Origin of the sequence: Candidatus Methanosphaera massiliense (genome assembly GCF_028890305.1) — an archaeon.
GTDB classification, from domain to species: domain Archaea; phylum Methanobacteriota; class Methanobacteria; order Methanobacteriales; family Methanobacteriaceae; genus Methanosphaera; species Methanosphaera massiliense.
In genome coordinates, this window is sequence record NZ_JARBXM010000001.1 from 742,166 (window position 1) to 757,000 (window position 14,835).

Consider the following 14,835-nt stretch of genomic DNA (forward strand, 5'->3'; position numbering starts at 1 on the left):
GATGAGGAAATAAATTCTAATAAATATAATGATACTATAGGAGTAATTTTATTTATTATAACTCCTTTTGTATTATTTTTAGTTGCATTATCTTTATTGTATTATATTTTAACTATATATCATGCATTTTATATTTTATTATTACCTTTCTCAGGTCTTTATTTATTATGTTATAAAAAGTATAAATTAGGTTTAAAAGTAGTATTTATCGGATGGATTATTAGATTATTTGAATATTTCTTAATTCTTTATATTGGTACGGTATCTCAAAATGTAATTGTTTGTTTAAATTATCTTTTTATATTGTTAATATTGATTTTAGGCGTATTGTTTAATTTCATCAATAACATTAGGATATATAAGAGAAATTATAATTTTAATAAATAATAAATAACCCGAGAAAAGAAAATAACGGATATACTATTGAAATATTAACCTTTACCTTATTTTTGATTTTTTAACTACCAGTACCATTTTTTCATAAACATTACGAATATTGTTAAGTAAATCAATGAGTAATAGATAACTATTTTTTCATAATCTTTTAGTTTTCTAAGATCAAGGCCTGTAATTTTGTATATCATGTTACCTGTTGACTTGGGAAATAAAACTATTGTCACTATCACTAATAAGATAAGATTTATTAAAGTTAATGATGAGTTAAATATCATAGTATAGTTTAAAGTATATTGATATGGATAGGAGTAATGTAAATAGTAGAATATTACTAATGGAATTATAAGTATTAGATTATTATCAGTGATTGCAACGTAATAATCATAATTATTTAATTGTGGTGTGTTGTTTTCTACTATTTTCTTATTTAATGATGATGATCTTAGAATTAGCATTATGCTGGTATATCCAAGTACTATAAATGTTTTACTAAATACTTCTGGATTAATAATTAATAGGTATATCATGACTAATATTGTTATTAAGCTCATTACTTCTGCACGTGGACGTCCATTTAATAAAATTTTTTTACCAGTAATTCTATAGAAGATATCTATTCCTTCGTGTTTAGCTTTATTATCTACATATTTTAGAGGACGAAATGGTATTCTTAAGAATGCTATATAACAGCAATACGTAATAAAGTAAGCAATTATAATAAATTCTAAAGCATAATTTTGCAGGTTTAATATTTCAGGATCCATTATTTTTCTCTCCCCTTTTTAAGTTAATTTTATTCTCGTGTTCTAGTTTAAAAAATGTTATTATAGTTAAATTTATCTTTATTATTATTTATATATTTAAACTAAAACTAGTTAATAAAAAAACAAACAAAAGGAGGAGGTAGAATTGAAGCTATTCAATAATATAATGTTACAAGGGGCTTGACATGAAACAAGTATAATACAATGTAGTGTAAATGTATCATAAATTAGAATAAATTTACTAACACCAACGGTGTGAATGATTATTTCTGATGATAGTATTCTTTGAATGTTTCAGTTCTGTATATTATTTTTGTGAATGTCATGAATATTGTTGTTCCTATAACTATTTCTAGTGGAAATAGTGTTAGAATATCTTCTGGTACAATTAATGCTAATAGACATATAGCTCCTATTGGTGGAAGATATGTTTCTGTCCTATATATTAGAAGTATTGTAATAGTTATTGCTACTATACTTGTAACTGTTATAGGTATATTGTAAGTTATTGTGAATATATATCTACACAGGCATCCTATGATTGCACTTATTGTTAGTAGTATGATTGGTTTCAATGGTTTTTCTCGTAATTTACCACTTTTTTTACTAAATTCGATGAATGCTACAATAAGTGGTGGTGCAATTATGAATTTTAAGTCAACTGCACATGCCATGTATGTTACTACTACAACTATCATCACACGTAGTGTTATAAGAAGGTATTCCTTTTTATTTGGCTTGTTTAATGCTTTGAATACTTCTTTTGTTCTTAATTGTTTTTTAACTTCTATTTCATTAAATAGTATAACTAGTATTGTTAGGATGATTGTTGACAGGGGATAAATATATCCTCTTGATTGTAGAAGTACTGGTAATACGATAGCTGATACCATGGGTGCAAGATCTGTTCCGGAGTATGCTAATAGTAATTGACCAATAACAAATGCTAGGCAGAGTTGTTGCCATAAGAGTAGTGGAACATATTCTACTATGATAACTCCTAGAATAGCACATGTGGATATGCATGTTAGCATTCTTTTATGATTAACAGTCCATGCATGTTTATGATATAATAGGTAACCAATACATAATGCAGAGATTTCTGGAAATATGACTTCTGTGTTATGTATTATTTCAGAGGAAGCAAACATTACACATACTACTACTAGTGTCATGCAAAATGATATCATGAACTGTTTATTATTGAGCATATTCATTATATTAAACCCTTTTTTCCCAGAATCCTTGAGAACAAGTAAATTCTCTTTTTTAATATATACTTTGTACGTTATAATTATTATAAACTATGGATGAGGATATTGAAAAGAATAATGTAGAACTATCAATTAATAATTTATATTTAGCCAGTATAATTATAGAAAACATTAAAAATAGAAAATAATAAGGGTATATTAGGTGAAATTAGGGTTTGTTGTTTAAGTTTAAGTGGAAAAAACATTAAATATATTAAAAAATTTAATCAATCGTTGTATAAGTCTTCATTACTATAAAAATGTAAATTGGTAGGAGTGTTTAAGTTTACTAGATATTAAAGGGACTACTTATTTATTTTTAGTAGTTTTTCTAGTTTTTCCTGTGGTATGTTTAGAACTTCACTAACCTCATCTATTTTTTCAGAGTTACTTAGATTTTCATGGTTCTCTGATAGTTGTCCCAATGTGTTTTCTTTTAAGTTTTCAGAGATTTTCATACTATTTATGATTTTATTTTTATAGTTGTCAGTGATTTTCTGTTGTTCTTCTTCATATGATGTGTCTTGGCTGACTTTCATCTTCTTCATATTATCAAGTGATTGCTGGTAGTTATTTATTAAGTCAATAATATCGTACATCTCTGTAAATTCAACTACTTTTTCTAATGGGTAATGGTTATGTATTTCTGATAATACCTCTAATAGAAATATGATATGATCCTTATTGAATGGTTTTACTCTATCCTTGTATGAGGTTAGGCCAATACCTGCATCAAGTTTATAGTTTAATTTTTTTAAATCTATATCATCCTCAGGATATTCTTCTTCAAGTATTGCTGGTGCTCTTTTTGATATTTTTTCTTCAATACTTGTCTTGTGATGCTGTATTGCTAATTCTTCAAAACTATTATAATGTAGTAATGTAATCTGTGTTATATTATCTTTTACTGTGATATCTATAACTTTAAAGCAGTTAAGGATACCTGAAACTGCTACTTGTTTATTTCTGTAATGTAACTGTAGTTGTTTGCCGGGTAATTCCTGAAATTCCTTGGAATAGATCAGATATCTTACATTTTTTCCGGGTTTTGTTATTCTTGATGTAGTGTACAGGTTAGTCGGCTGGTATAGTAATTGTCCGACATGGTAATGGTTAATAACTTCCTCTTCCAGGTCTACATCATATACATATGGATGATATAGTGTAGGGTTTAACTGTTCTTTAAGTTCCTTCTGCTGACCCTTTGATAACGTGGTATAATCAATCTCATAGGTTAGTTTAAAGAGGTTTTCCTCCTCTAGAAATATATTTTCTCTGTCTATAGAATCCATACTAATAAAACACTTCCCATCTACTTTATTATACTATGATATGTTTGACATTATACATTAATATAAATACAGCCGTTCATGTTTCATACTATTCTTTTTTAATATAATCTTTCTTTGAACTATTATATTTTTTTAGTATTTATTTAGTGTTATATTCTATCTTAACCTGATTTATAATATTAATTACAATTCTCTGAAAAAATAATGTCTTTTATTGTTTTTTATTATTAACCAGGGATTATTTACTTAATTTGGTTGATCTTTTTTATAGTAACTTATTTATATTATTGTTTTGTTATATATAATTGATTAAGTTTAAATTGAATTTTAATAAGAATATTAGAATTAATTCAATTAATTATCAACTTAATATTTCATTAATTACTTAGAATTACACCCATTTTTAATTCTAGAACGTTTAATGAATAGCAAATTTATAACTAATAATTCAAAGGGAGGAAAATGTTTCGATGAAACATAATACTAAACTAGTATTATTCACAGTAACACTTATCATTCTACTAACAGGACTAACAGCACTATCCGCAGCAGACACTAATGATACACAAACAGTAACAACAACTAATCACGTACAGACAACAACACAGGACACAATAGAACACACAGCAAGCCAAATACAAACAACCGATAATAAAGCAACTATTAAAGAAGATAAGAAAGTACGTAGTAATACTAAAAATCTTAAAAAAACAAAAGATATCACTGTAAATAACAGTAACTATAACACTTACTTTAAAAACAGTGGATTAAATAATGTTAATGATGGAGATACTATCTATGTTAATGGTACTATACAAGCTAATCAACCAGTTGTTATTGATAAAGCAGTAACAATAACCTCAGCTAGTGGTAGTACTGGTAAAATATATTTAAACACTACATCAGGAAGTTATTTCGGTAACGAAACTGGTAATTCATTCACAGTTACTAACACAGGATCTTACACTAACATATCCAATATTAACTTCTACAATACACAGATATTTGTTAAAAATGCTACCAAAGTAACATTTGACAATGTGAACGTTACAGTAGAAAACCAGAGAATTGGATCAGGAGTTGGAGTAGTTTCCATAAGAGACAATTCCAGCTTTGTAACAGTAAAAAACAGTAACATCACAGTTAATAATAATAGTGGTAGTAGTTGTATAGTTCTTGCATGGGCAAATAACTGTACATTACAAAACAATGTGATAACAGGAAAAAATACTGTTGGAAACTTAATATACCTCACAACATATAATGTAGCAGGCAAAGATTATACTAATGTTACATTAAACAGAGGAAATAGAATAGTTAACAACACTATTAATGGACCATCAACAAGCTCAATAATATGCTACGGTATCACATTAAGTGGTGGAGATAACTTTGTTGAAAATAATATTATTAATTATGCAGGTCAAGGTATAACCACACAATGGATGAGTACCAGCTCAATTAACTGGAGCATTGGTGATAACTATCAAAGATATGTTGGAAACACATACAAAAACAACATATTAAACAATGGTTCATCATTCACAGCATCACTAAACAGTACCATAACAAACAACACATGCAGTGGAACAGTAAATAGTGGTGAAAACAGTACATTAGAAAATAATACATTCAGTGGAACAGTAAAACTACAATCAGGATCTAATGCAACTAAAGATAATGTAAGTATTATTTATCTTTATGGTAAGAATGTAGTTGATAATGTATATGTAAGCGATACAATGAATATCGTTGGGTCTAATTGCGTGTTAAAAAATAATTATATAAGTTATTTATATGTTAAACCTGGAGTAACTAATATTACTTCAACTAATAATACTATAAATGAAAAAAATAACAAAACTATCTCTAGTAATGTTAATAATTTAAGAAAGGTTAAATTTTCATCTCTTAAAAGTACGCCTATTGATTTTAATGAGAGTGAATACCAAAATGTCTATGTAATTAATGATGATAATTATAATACATATATTAGATCAACAGGTACAATAAGAACTCCTAAGGTACGTGGTAATACATTATTTATTGTTGAGTCACTTCCTGATAGTATACCAGGTATTCAATGTGGAACAGCAGCTAGTGATTTCGCAAATTATAAAATGACATTTGTTGGTAAAGATAATTTAGTATTAAAAAATAAGTTCTTAAGTGCAATTGCAATATGTAATGTAACTTTTATTAATTTTACAATTGATATAACTGATACTTCAATTTATGATTATTATCCTTATGCTCTATATAGTGATGCAGATGATTCAAAAACAAATCTATTCCATAACATAACAATTCATCAAGTATATGATAGTGAAAATCTGATGGATGAGTTAAATTGTGTATCATTAGAAAAAAATACAATTATAGAAGATTGTACATTTAATGCTACTTTACCATCAAATTATATCAACTGGGATACCACAAATCATCCAATGTCCATTGCTGTTAAAATAAATGGTAATAACAATATCCTTAGAAATAATAACATATTCGTTAATGGAACTGATACTCTAAATGCTTCATACAATACAATATATTCATGTTTAGTAACTGGATCAAATAATACAATTATTAACAATAATATTTCAGGCATAGCAGAAAATTATTTATATCACATTAATGTAAGAAGTTCTAATAATACAATTTGTAACAATAACATCACAGCAGTCTCTGATGATTATTGTTCTGGAATAATGATGGAAGGCATTGGTTTCCAAAATAACACAATTTCCAATAACTATATTAACTTAACCTGTGGAATGGATTCTAGTAATCCTATAACAAATGCAGAAGATGTAATTTATGGAATCACAATCACTGATTTCCTGTATAGCGGAGGAGCATATACTCCTGGAAAAGGTAATATTACTAACAACACAATATCTAATAACACAATAATAGCTACAGGATACAATACCTATGCTATTGAACAGTTTGGTGGAGATAACACAACCATATCTAATAATACCATAAACATAAGTGGTTACACACCTATGGCTGTTGGTGTTATAGGAGCATACTGTAATATAACTAATAATAACATATCAGTTGCTGGTGAATATCCTGGTGTTATAGGTACTGCTGATTATCTTAAAGGAAGAACCGTAGGAATCTACAATTACTTTGGAACTAATAACACTATAACTAATAATAATATTAAAACAATAACAGGTCCAGGAATAATCCTAGAAGGACAAGCAAATACCACAGTAACAAATAACACAGTTAAAACAACCAATAACACAAGAAGTATAACCACAATATCAGGTAGTAATGGTAATGATATTGAATATAACCTATTAAAAGCAGATGGCACTGGTGGAGATGCTAGTGTAAATGCTACCTCAGAGGACACTGTTAAAAATAATGGTGTACTAAAAACAAATACAACAATAACCACAACACCTGTAAATGGTAAAGTAGGAGATACTGTAACAATCACAGCTACTACTGCAAACATAACTGATGGTAGTACTGTAACATTCACAGTTGATGGAACAGTAATAGGAAATGCAACAGTAGCTAATAACACTGCAAGTATTGATTACGCATTAAATAATGCTGGAGCACACATACTAGTAGTAAACTATGCAGGTGATGCTGAAAGTCTTAATTCACAAGCAGCAACATTAATCAATATTAAACCAGTAGAAACAACAGTAACAATAAATCCTGTAAATGGTAAAGTAGGAGATATTGTAACAATCACAGCTACTACTGCAAACATAACTGATGGTAGTACTGTAACATTCACAGTTGATGGAACAGTAATAGGAAATGCAACAGTAGCTAATAACACTGCAAGTATTGATTACGCATTAAATAATGCTGGAGCACACATACTAGTAGTAAACTATGCAGGTGATGCTGAAAGTCTTAATTCACAAGCAGCAACATTAATCAATATTAAACCAGTAGAAACAACAGTAACAATAAATCCTGTAAATGGTAAAGTAGGAGATATTGTAACAATCACAGCTACTACTGCAAACATAACTGATGGTAGTACTGTAACATTCACAGTTGATGGAACAGTAATAGGAGACACAACAGTAGCTAATAACACTGCAAGTATTGATTACGCATTAAATAATGCTGGAGCACACATACTAGTAGTAAACTATGCAGGTGATGCTGAAAGTCTTAATTCACAAGCAGCAACATTAATCAATATTAAACCAGTAGAAACAACAGTAACAATAAATCCTGTAAATGGTAAAGTAGGAGATATTGTAACAATCACAGCTACTACTGCAAACATAACTGATGGTAGTACTGTAACATTCACAGTTGATGGAACAGTAATAGGAGACACAACAGTAGCTAATAACACTGCAAGTATTGATTACGCATTAAATAATGCTGGAGCACACATACTAGTAGTAAACTATGCAGGTGATGCTGAAAGTCTTAATTCACAAGCAGCAACATTAATCAATATTAAACCAGTAGAAACAACAGTAACAGTAAACCCTGATAATGGAGCAGTAACTGATGCTGTAGTGTTAAACACTGTAGTAACCGATGCTAATGGTAACAGTGTAACAAGCGGTGTAGTAAATATCATAGTAAATGGTAACACTTACTCATCTGATATTGTAAATGGCACAGCTAGTGCTACTATACCAGTAAACGTATTAAAAGCTGGAAATAATATTATATCTGTAAATTATAATGGTGATGTAAACTATGAACCATCAGGTATAACCTACTACACTAATGGTACATATTACGGACCAGTATACTATGTAGCAGTTAATGGTTCAAGCAGTAATAATGGTAGAACACCACAAACACCATGGACTTACACATACGCATTTAACACAATACAGAACAGTTCATACAATAATTCATTAATATACATATTAAATGGAAATTACGTGATAAATAACACAGTTAAATTTAATAAAAATTTAACCATAAAAGTAATGAGTGACAGCGCAGTATTAGATGGAAATAATAATGCTACAAATTGTTTCAACATAGAAAATGGAGCAGTATCAATAGAAAACATTACCTTCACCAGATTTACAAATACAACCATCCTAAACAGAGCAAATAATACAATAATAAGTGGAAACACTTTCATAAACAACAAAGGAACAAATGGTGGAGCAATCAACAACTATAATACAAATAACGCAACAATAATAAACAACGTATTCACAAACAACACAGCAAAATATGGTGGAGCAATATACAACAGAGGAAACAACACAGAAATAACAAACAATACATTCACCAAAAACAATGTAACACTTTCATCAGGTGCAATATACAACCTCGGAGCAAACACTAAAATAACAAACAACATTTTCACAGATAACACTGCAAAAACCCTAGGAGGAGCAATCAGTAACTGGGATGCTACTGGTACAGTAATAACAGACAACCAGTTCAATGGCAACCAGGCAAACTATGGTGGAGCAATATACTACCGTGGAACAACACTAACACTAGATAATAACACTATGACAGGTAACACTGCACTAGTAAGCGGTGGAGCAGTATTTGTAATAGGACAAAACAATAACATAACAAACAATGACTTCACAGCTAACAAAGCAAGAAGTGGAGCAGCAATAAACAACCTTGGTACAGATATAATCATCAGATCAAACACAATTGCATACAACACTGCAAAAACAATTGGAGGAGCAATTAACAACTGGAATGCAGGAAATACAACAATAGAAAGTAACAGTATACATGACAACCAAGCTCAATACGGAACAATATACTTAAGAGGTTCAAATATAACTGTAGACTCTAACAGTATATACAATAACCGTGTAGCAGCTAGTGGAGCAGCAATATTCAACATAGGAACCAACAACACAATAAGCAGAAACATAATTGATAGTAACATTGCAAAAAGCTATGGTGGAGCAATCAACAATTATAATGCAGTTAATACAAGAATAACTGATAATAACTTAACAGGTAATATTGCAAGCTATGGTGGAGCAATTTATACTCGTGCAACAAACACCACAATCACTGGAAACAATATAACCGGTAACACAGCAACAACTGGATCAGCAATCTTTGACATTAAACATAAAACAACAATATTTGAAAACAATACTGTTAAAGATAATACTGCACATAGTGGTAATGAAACAGTAAATAAATAAGAACTGTTATAATAAGTAAAAAAGGGATTTGTGAAGTTTATTATTACTTCATTCACCCTTTTTATAATATTTTTTCTATAAACCCTATTTTTCTAATAAATTAATTTATAATTGTAAAACATAACTATTTTTTCAATTGGAGATTAATGAATTGATTTTCTTTTCTCTATCTCTTTTTCTATATAATTCAGTTGTCCTCTGTTTTTTAAGTTGTTAATTCTTTTTTTAAGTTTTTCTAAAATAGGAAAAATATATATTTAGTCTACAATATAAATAACCATGTTAGTTTAACTTGAATAGGATGACTAATGTATAATATAATAAGGTGATAAATATGGCAGGAAATCCATATAAAATTAATGATACTTGTGTAGGATGCGGATTATGTGTAAACGCATGCCCAGTGGATGCTATCTCTGAAGGTACTCCATACGTAATTGACGCAGAAAAATGTGTAGGTTGCGGTGTATGTGCTGAAGCATGTCCAACACAAGCAATTGAAGAAACAGCATAGATCTGTTTCCTCAATTCTTTTTTAACCCCCCTCATTTATATAGTTAAATATTTATTATCTAATTCTAATTATAAAATAATTCTAATTTGTATAAAAATTACTGATTTTAAAAAATAGTTTTCGTTAATTAATTGTTATATTAGTGTTATTCTTTACAGGGATAAATAATATAAAAAAAATAGGTGGGTTAATGAAATTATCATTTTTTTCTGGAGAGGGAAAATTTTATCTAATTAATTTAATGTTCTATCTCTGATAATTGTTTTCCACCTACTCCAACGTTATCTTGTTCACATTCATGTATTGTTATAACAATTGATTGAACTGGAAGTCCGTAAGCTTCTGCTACGTCTTTTGATACTTTTTCAATAATTTCTTTTTTTGCTTCTTTTGTTGCTTTTGGTCCTTCTATTGTTATTGCTGGCATGTATATCTTCTCCTAAATTATTTTAATTAATTATTTTGTCATTTTATATTATTATTTACTTCATTTCTCCATTTGAAAAACATTATAAATGAGTTAATTAGATATATAAGAGACATTAACATAATAGCAGTATTACCTGCTCCTTGCATTAATGGTATTATCCACAGTATTAATTTTACAGAATTTGCAACAATCCATAAAATCCATTGTTCCATGAAACGTTTAACAGCAATATACATGGTAACTACGGATAACAAACTACTAAGTGCATCAATAAATGGATTATTTCCATGTAAACTAGTTAATATCAATCCAAAGAAAACAGTAGTAACAACCAGTATTAATAAGAGTATACATCTTTCTTTATTGGTCATACGTCTCTTATAAACTTCATTAGTCTCAGGATTCATATTCTTATTCCATGAATACAAACCATATACCTGTATTGGAATGTAATATAAGATATTTAATGACATTTCTCCATAATATCGGGTATTATATGCAATTACTGCATATAAAATTGCATTCACAATACCAAATATAAATCCGGATAATTTTCCTTTTCCAGAGCATATTACTGATATTACACCTGTAACAGCAGCAATTATGCCTATAATTTCATTATTTGTTTGAATAGACAATATGATGATAAAAAGGGTTGCACATAATAGCCATGATATCTCCCATGTATTCCAGCCTGTAACCTCATTTTTAAGTATTGAATGTAATCTATTCATGCTTCTATTTATATCCCTTTATTCTTATTAAATTATTTATAAGGAAAATATGTGTAAAAAAAAGATAATAATTTAGAAAAAATAATTAGGGAGGTGGTGATGTTATATTAGATTCATATCTTGTTTTGTCTAAGAGAATAATTCTTTAATTTTATCAAAGAATCCTTTATGTTTATTCTCCTGTTCTTCTTTTTTATTAATTGCTTCTTTTTCAAGTTCTTCTTTTCTCTCGAGTTCTTCACTTTCTTTAATTGCTCTTTCCTGGAAGAATTCTTGTGCATTAGTATGTCTGGATTGTTGAATATGCTCGTAGTCACCGTTACTATTGATTCTACGACCTTTAATATCATCATGTAACATTACTTCAAGATCTTCTAGAATTCTTTCTTTAATTCTTTTATCTTCAATAGGGCATGCAATTTCAACACGTTTTGAAGTATTTCTTGTCATCATATCAGCACTGGATATGTATAGTAATCTATCATCTCCAGTACCAAATGCATATATTCTTGAATGTTCAAGATATCTTCCAACAATACCTCTAATTTCAATATTATCTGTTTTATTTTTTAATCCCGGAATAATACAGCAAATACCTCTAATAATCATTTTTATTTTAACACCGCTCTGGGAAGCCTCAGCAATCTTATCAATAATTTTTCTATCAGTAAATGAGTTCATTTTCATTATGATCTCTGCTGGCTGATTATTTTTTGCTTTAGCAATTTCCCTGTCTATTAGTGATATTATGCCTGTTCTTAAGCTTGATGGAGCTACTAAAAATTTGTTATAGTGACCTCTTGGGTTAGATAATGAGAGATTTTTGAAGAATTCTGTTGCATCATCACCAAGTGCCTCATTAGAAGTTAAGTAACAGTAGTCAACATATAATTTTGCTGTTTTTTCATTATAGTTTCCGGTTCCTATTTGTGTGTACTGTTTTATTACTCCATCATGTTTTCTTGTTACTGTACATATTTTTGAATGTACTTTGTAGTCTTCAAATCCATATAATATTTGACATCCTGCTTCTTCTAGAAGTTCTGCATAATGAATATTGTTTTTCTCATCAAATCTTGCTCTTAATTCGATTAACACGGTTACATCTTTATCATTGTCAAGTGCTTCTAGCAGGTATTTTATTACGGATGATGTTTTTGCAACCCTGTATAATGTTATTTTTATGGATAATACTTCTGGATCATTAGCAGCTTCTTTTAAGAAGTCTAGGAAGTGTTGCATTGTTTGATAAGGGTAGAATAGTAATATATCTTTTTCATCTAATTGTTTGAATATGGATGTATTAGGATCTATACTACCACTTCTTTGTGATTCAAATTTAGGGAATGTTAATTCTTCACGTAATGCATCAGGTAGTTCTTTTATGAAGTCACCTATATAATCCAGGTTTATAGGTGTTTGTGTAACGAATACTTGTTCCTTCTTTAGACCTAATTCATGTCTAAGTTTTTTAGTGTATTTTGGTGTGTTATCATGGTAGAATTCAAGTCGTATCGGTGATAATCTTTTCCTTTTTTTAAGAATGTTCTTCATGAAGTGTCTGTAATCTTCATCTTCATCTATAGGTGTGCTTTGAAGGTTTATATCTGCGTTTCTTGTTACTGCTGTCACGGTTTTATATTTGACTAGATAGTTAGTGAATATGTTTTCTGTAAATGCATATATTAAATCTTCCATTAATATGAATTCCATGCTTCCAGGGAATTTAACATATTTTGGTAATGTTTGTGGTATTGGTATTAATCCCATTAATTCTTTTTTCTTATTCTTTTTATCTGCATATTCAAGGATACAGTAGACGTATAACTTCTTGTTTGCCATGTGAGGGAATGGGTGATGTGTGTCAATGATTTGAGGGGATAATAGTGGTGCAACATTTTCATAGAAGTATTGTGTTATGTATTTTCTTGTTACACTATTTAGTTCGTCAAAGTTATGTCTGATTATTCTATGCTTTCGTAGTTCATGCTGTATTTTTTGGTATATTTTATCTCTTTTCTCATATAATGGATGTGTTGATTCGAAAATTTTATCTAATTGTTCTTGAGCAGTCATTCCAGTTTTATTGTCTATGTCTTTCTTATTAATAAGAGTTACATCGTATAAACTACCACATCTAATCATATAAAATTCATCAAGGTTACTGTTGAATATAGATATGAAGTTTATTCTTTCTAGTACTGGTACTGTGTTATCTTCTGCTTCTAATAATACCCGATCATCAAATTTTAACCATGATAATTCCCTATTTTGTGTATATGAGTAGTCTCTTTTTTTCATTATATCTCCTCATTTTTTATTAATGAATATAGTACGCCCTCTCGTAGTGAGTCTTGTGTTACATGTATTTGTTCTACATTGAAGTAGTTTGATATTGTTTTTACAATAAGTATACCTGGTACTATTGTGTGGATACGGTCAGGTTTTACTTTAAGTATTTTATTATAGCATTCCTTGGTGTTTTCATTTAATTCATCAAGAAGTTGGTCTAGTAAGTCTATAGGCATTACTTTGTTTTTGTTAGTTTTTATTTCCATATGTTCCAGTAATTTTTTCATGGTACGAACAGTACCTCCAACTCCATATAGGCATTTTTTGTTGTATTGTTTTATTCCTGATTTTTTTAATTCATCCAATACACGTTCTTCAATTTTTGCACGTTCTTCTTTTGTTGGAAGCATTTGTGAAACATATTCTTCATAGCAGTAGAGTGATCCAATAGGTAAACTGGTTTCATCTACTGGTTTCCATTTTTCAAATATTGTTATTTCAGAACTTCCACCACCTACATCAATCAATACTCCTTCTTTATTTTCCAATTCATCATTTTTCACTGATATAAAGCTTAACTCTGCTTCTTGTTGGCTGGATAGTATTTTTATCTTGATTCCTGTTTCTTTTTTTACTTTATCTAGTGTTTCTTTAGTATTAGTAATATTTCTTAGACTTGCGGTTGCAAAGAAACAACTTTTATCCACATTCAGATTTTTGATGTATTTATTGAATTTTTTTAAGGTAGAAATTAATATATCTATGCCTTCATCGTTTAATTTACCATTTTCACGGTATGCTATTAATCCAGCGGTCTTTTTCTTTGAAAATAATTCCTGTACTTTATTGTTTTCGTATCGATATATTTTTAGTCGTATAGTATTTGATCCAATATCTGTAATTCCATATAACATAATTTTACCTTATTATTCTATCATTATATGTTTATTTAGTTAAATTTATTTATACATATCTGTTTTAAGTTAGTTTATTCCCATAATTGGAATT

General features: G+C 29.0%; 9 protein-coding genes. 2 read left to right on the forward strand and 7 right to left on the reverse strand.

Going from position 1 to position 14,835, the window contains the following annotated elements:
- Positions 1–461: 461 nt before the first annotated feature.
- The 3 genes from OTK55_RS03595 to OTK55_RS03605 form a co-directional block, all read right to left on the reverse strand.
- Positions 462–1,160: a hypothetical protein gene (locus tag OTK55_RS03595; protein ID WP_274870652.1), complete on the reverse strand. Its 699-nt coding sequence runs from the start codon at positions 1,158–1,160 to the stop codon at positions 462–464.
- Positions 1,161–1,423: 263 nt separating this feature from the next.
- On the reverse strand, positions 1,424–2,377 hold the full coding sequence (locus tag OTK55_RS03600) for an HPP family protein (protein WP_274870653.1): 954 nt from the start codon (positions 2,375–2,377) through the stop codon (positions 1,424–1,426).
- 341 nt (positions 2,378–2,718) lie between these two features.
- Positions 2,719–3,705, reverse strand: a complete 987-nt coding sequence (locus OTK55_RS03605) for a hypothetical protein (RefSeq protein ID WP_274870654.1) — start codon at positions 3,703–3,705, stop codon at positions 2,719–2,721.
- A gap of 470 nt (positions 3,706–4,175) precedes the next feature.
- Here OTK55_RS03605 and OTK55_RS03610 point away from each other — a divergent pair, with 470 nt between their 5' ends.
- Positions 4,176–9,857, forward strand: coding sequence for a beta strand repeat-containing protein (locus OTK55_RS03610; protein ID WP_274870655.1), 5,682 nt, complete (start codon positions 4,176–4,178; stop codon positions 9,855–9,857).
- Between the two features lie 334 nt (positions 9,858–10,191).
- Positions 10,192–10,371, forward strand: a complete 180-nt coding sequence (locus OTK55_RS03615) for a 4Fe-4S binding protein (protein WP_274870657.1) — start codon at positions 10,192–10,194, stop codon at positions 10,369–10,371.
- A gap of 238 nt (positions 10,372–10,609) precedes the next feature.
- On the opposite strand, the gene dmpI is transcribed toward OTK55_RS03615, so the two are convergent.
- From dmpI to OTK55_RS03635, 4 genes are all read right to left on the reverse strand, one after another.
- Entirely contained in the window at positions 10,610–10,798 is a 189-nt protein-coding gene (dmpI, locus tag OTK55_RS03620; RefSeq protein ID WP_274870659.1) for a 4-oxalocrotonate tautomerase DmpI, read from the reverse strand.
- A gap of 38 nt (positions 10,799–10,836) precedes the next feature.
- Positions 10,837–11,535, reverse strand: a complete 699-nt coding sequence (gene pnuC, locus OTK55_RS03625) for a nicotinamide riboside transporter PnuC (RefSeq protein WP_274870660.1) — start codon at positions 11,533–11,535, stop codon at positions 10,837–10,839.
- Positions 11,536–11,664: 129 nt separating this feature from the next.
- The gene (locus tag OTK55_RS03630) at positions 11,665–13,836 is read right to left on the reverse strand and encodes an RNA degradosome polyphosphate kinase (protein ID WP_274870661.1); all 2,172 of its coding nucleotides are present in this window, start codon (positions 13,834–13,836) and stop codon (positions 11,665–11,667) included.
- On the reverse strand, positions 13,836–14,741 hold the full coding sequence (locus OTK55_RS03635) for a Ppx/GppA phosphatase family protein (protein ID WP_274870662.1): 906 nt from the start codon (positions 14,739–14,741) through the stop codon (positions 13,836–13,838). Before OTK55_RS03635 ends, OTK55_RS03630 begins: the two co-directional genes overlap by 1 nt.
- Positions 14,742–14,835: the final 94 nt, after the last annotated feature.

What these genes read in the sequence shown, in the direction of transcription:
- OTK55_RS03610 (WP_274870655.1), top strand. Translation starts at nt 4,176, where the DNA reads ATGAAACATAATACTAAACTAGTATTATTCACAGTAACACTTATCATT.
- OTK55_RS03605 (WP_274870654.1), bottom strand. Translation starts at nt 3,705, where the DNA reads ATGGATTCTATAGACAGAGAAAATATATTTCTAGAGGAGGAAAACCTC.
- OTK55_RS03595 (WP_274870652.1), bottom strand. Translation starts at nt 1,160, where the DNA reads ATGGATCCTGAAATATTAAACCTGCAAAATTATGCTTTAGAATTTATT.
- OTK55_RS03635 (WP_274870662.1), bottom strand. Translation starts at nt 14,741, where the DNA reads ATGTTATATGGAATTACAGATATTGGATCAAATACTATACGACTAAAA.
- OTK55_RS03630 (WP_274870661.1), bottom strand. Translation starts at nt 13,836, where the DNA reads ATGAAAAAAAGAGACTACTCATATACACAAAATAGGGAATTATCATGG.
- OTK55_RS03615 (WP_274870657.1), top strand. Translation starts at nt 10,192, where the DNA reads ATGGCAGGAAATCCATATAAAATTAATGATACTTGTGTAGGATGCGGA.
- OTK55_RS03600 (WP_274870653.1), bottom strand. Translation starts at nt 2,377, where the DNA reads ATGAATATGCTCAATAATAAACAGTTCATGATATCATTTTGCATGACA.
- pnuC (WP_274870660.1), bottom strand. Translation starts at nt 11,535, where the DNA reads ATGAATAGATTACATTCAATACTTAAAAATGAGGTTACAGGCTGGAAT.
- dmpI (WP_274870659.1), bottom strand. Translation starts at nt 10,798, where the DNA reads ATGCCAGCAATAACAATAGAAGGACCAAAAGCAACAAAAGAAGCAAAA.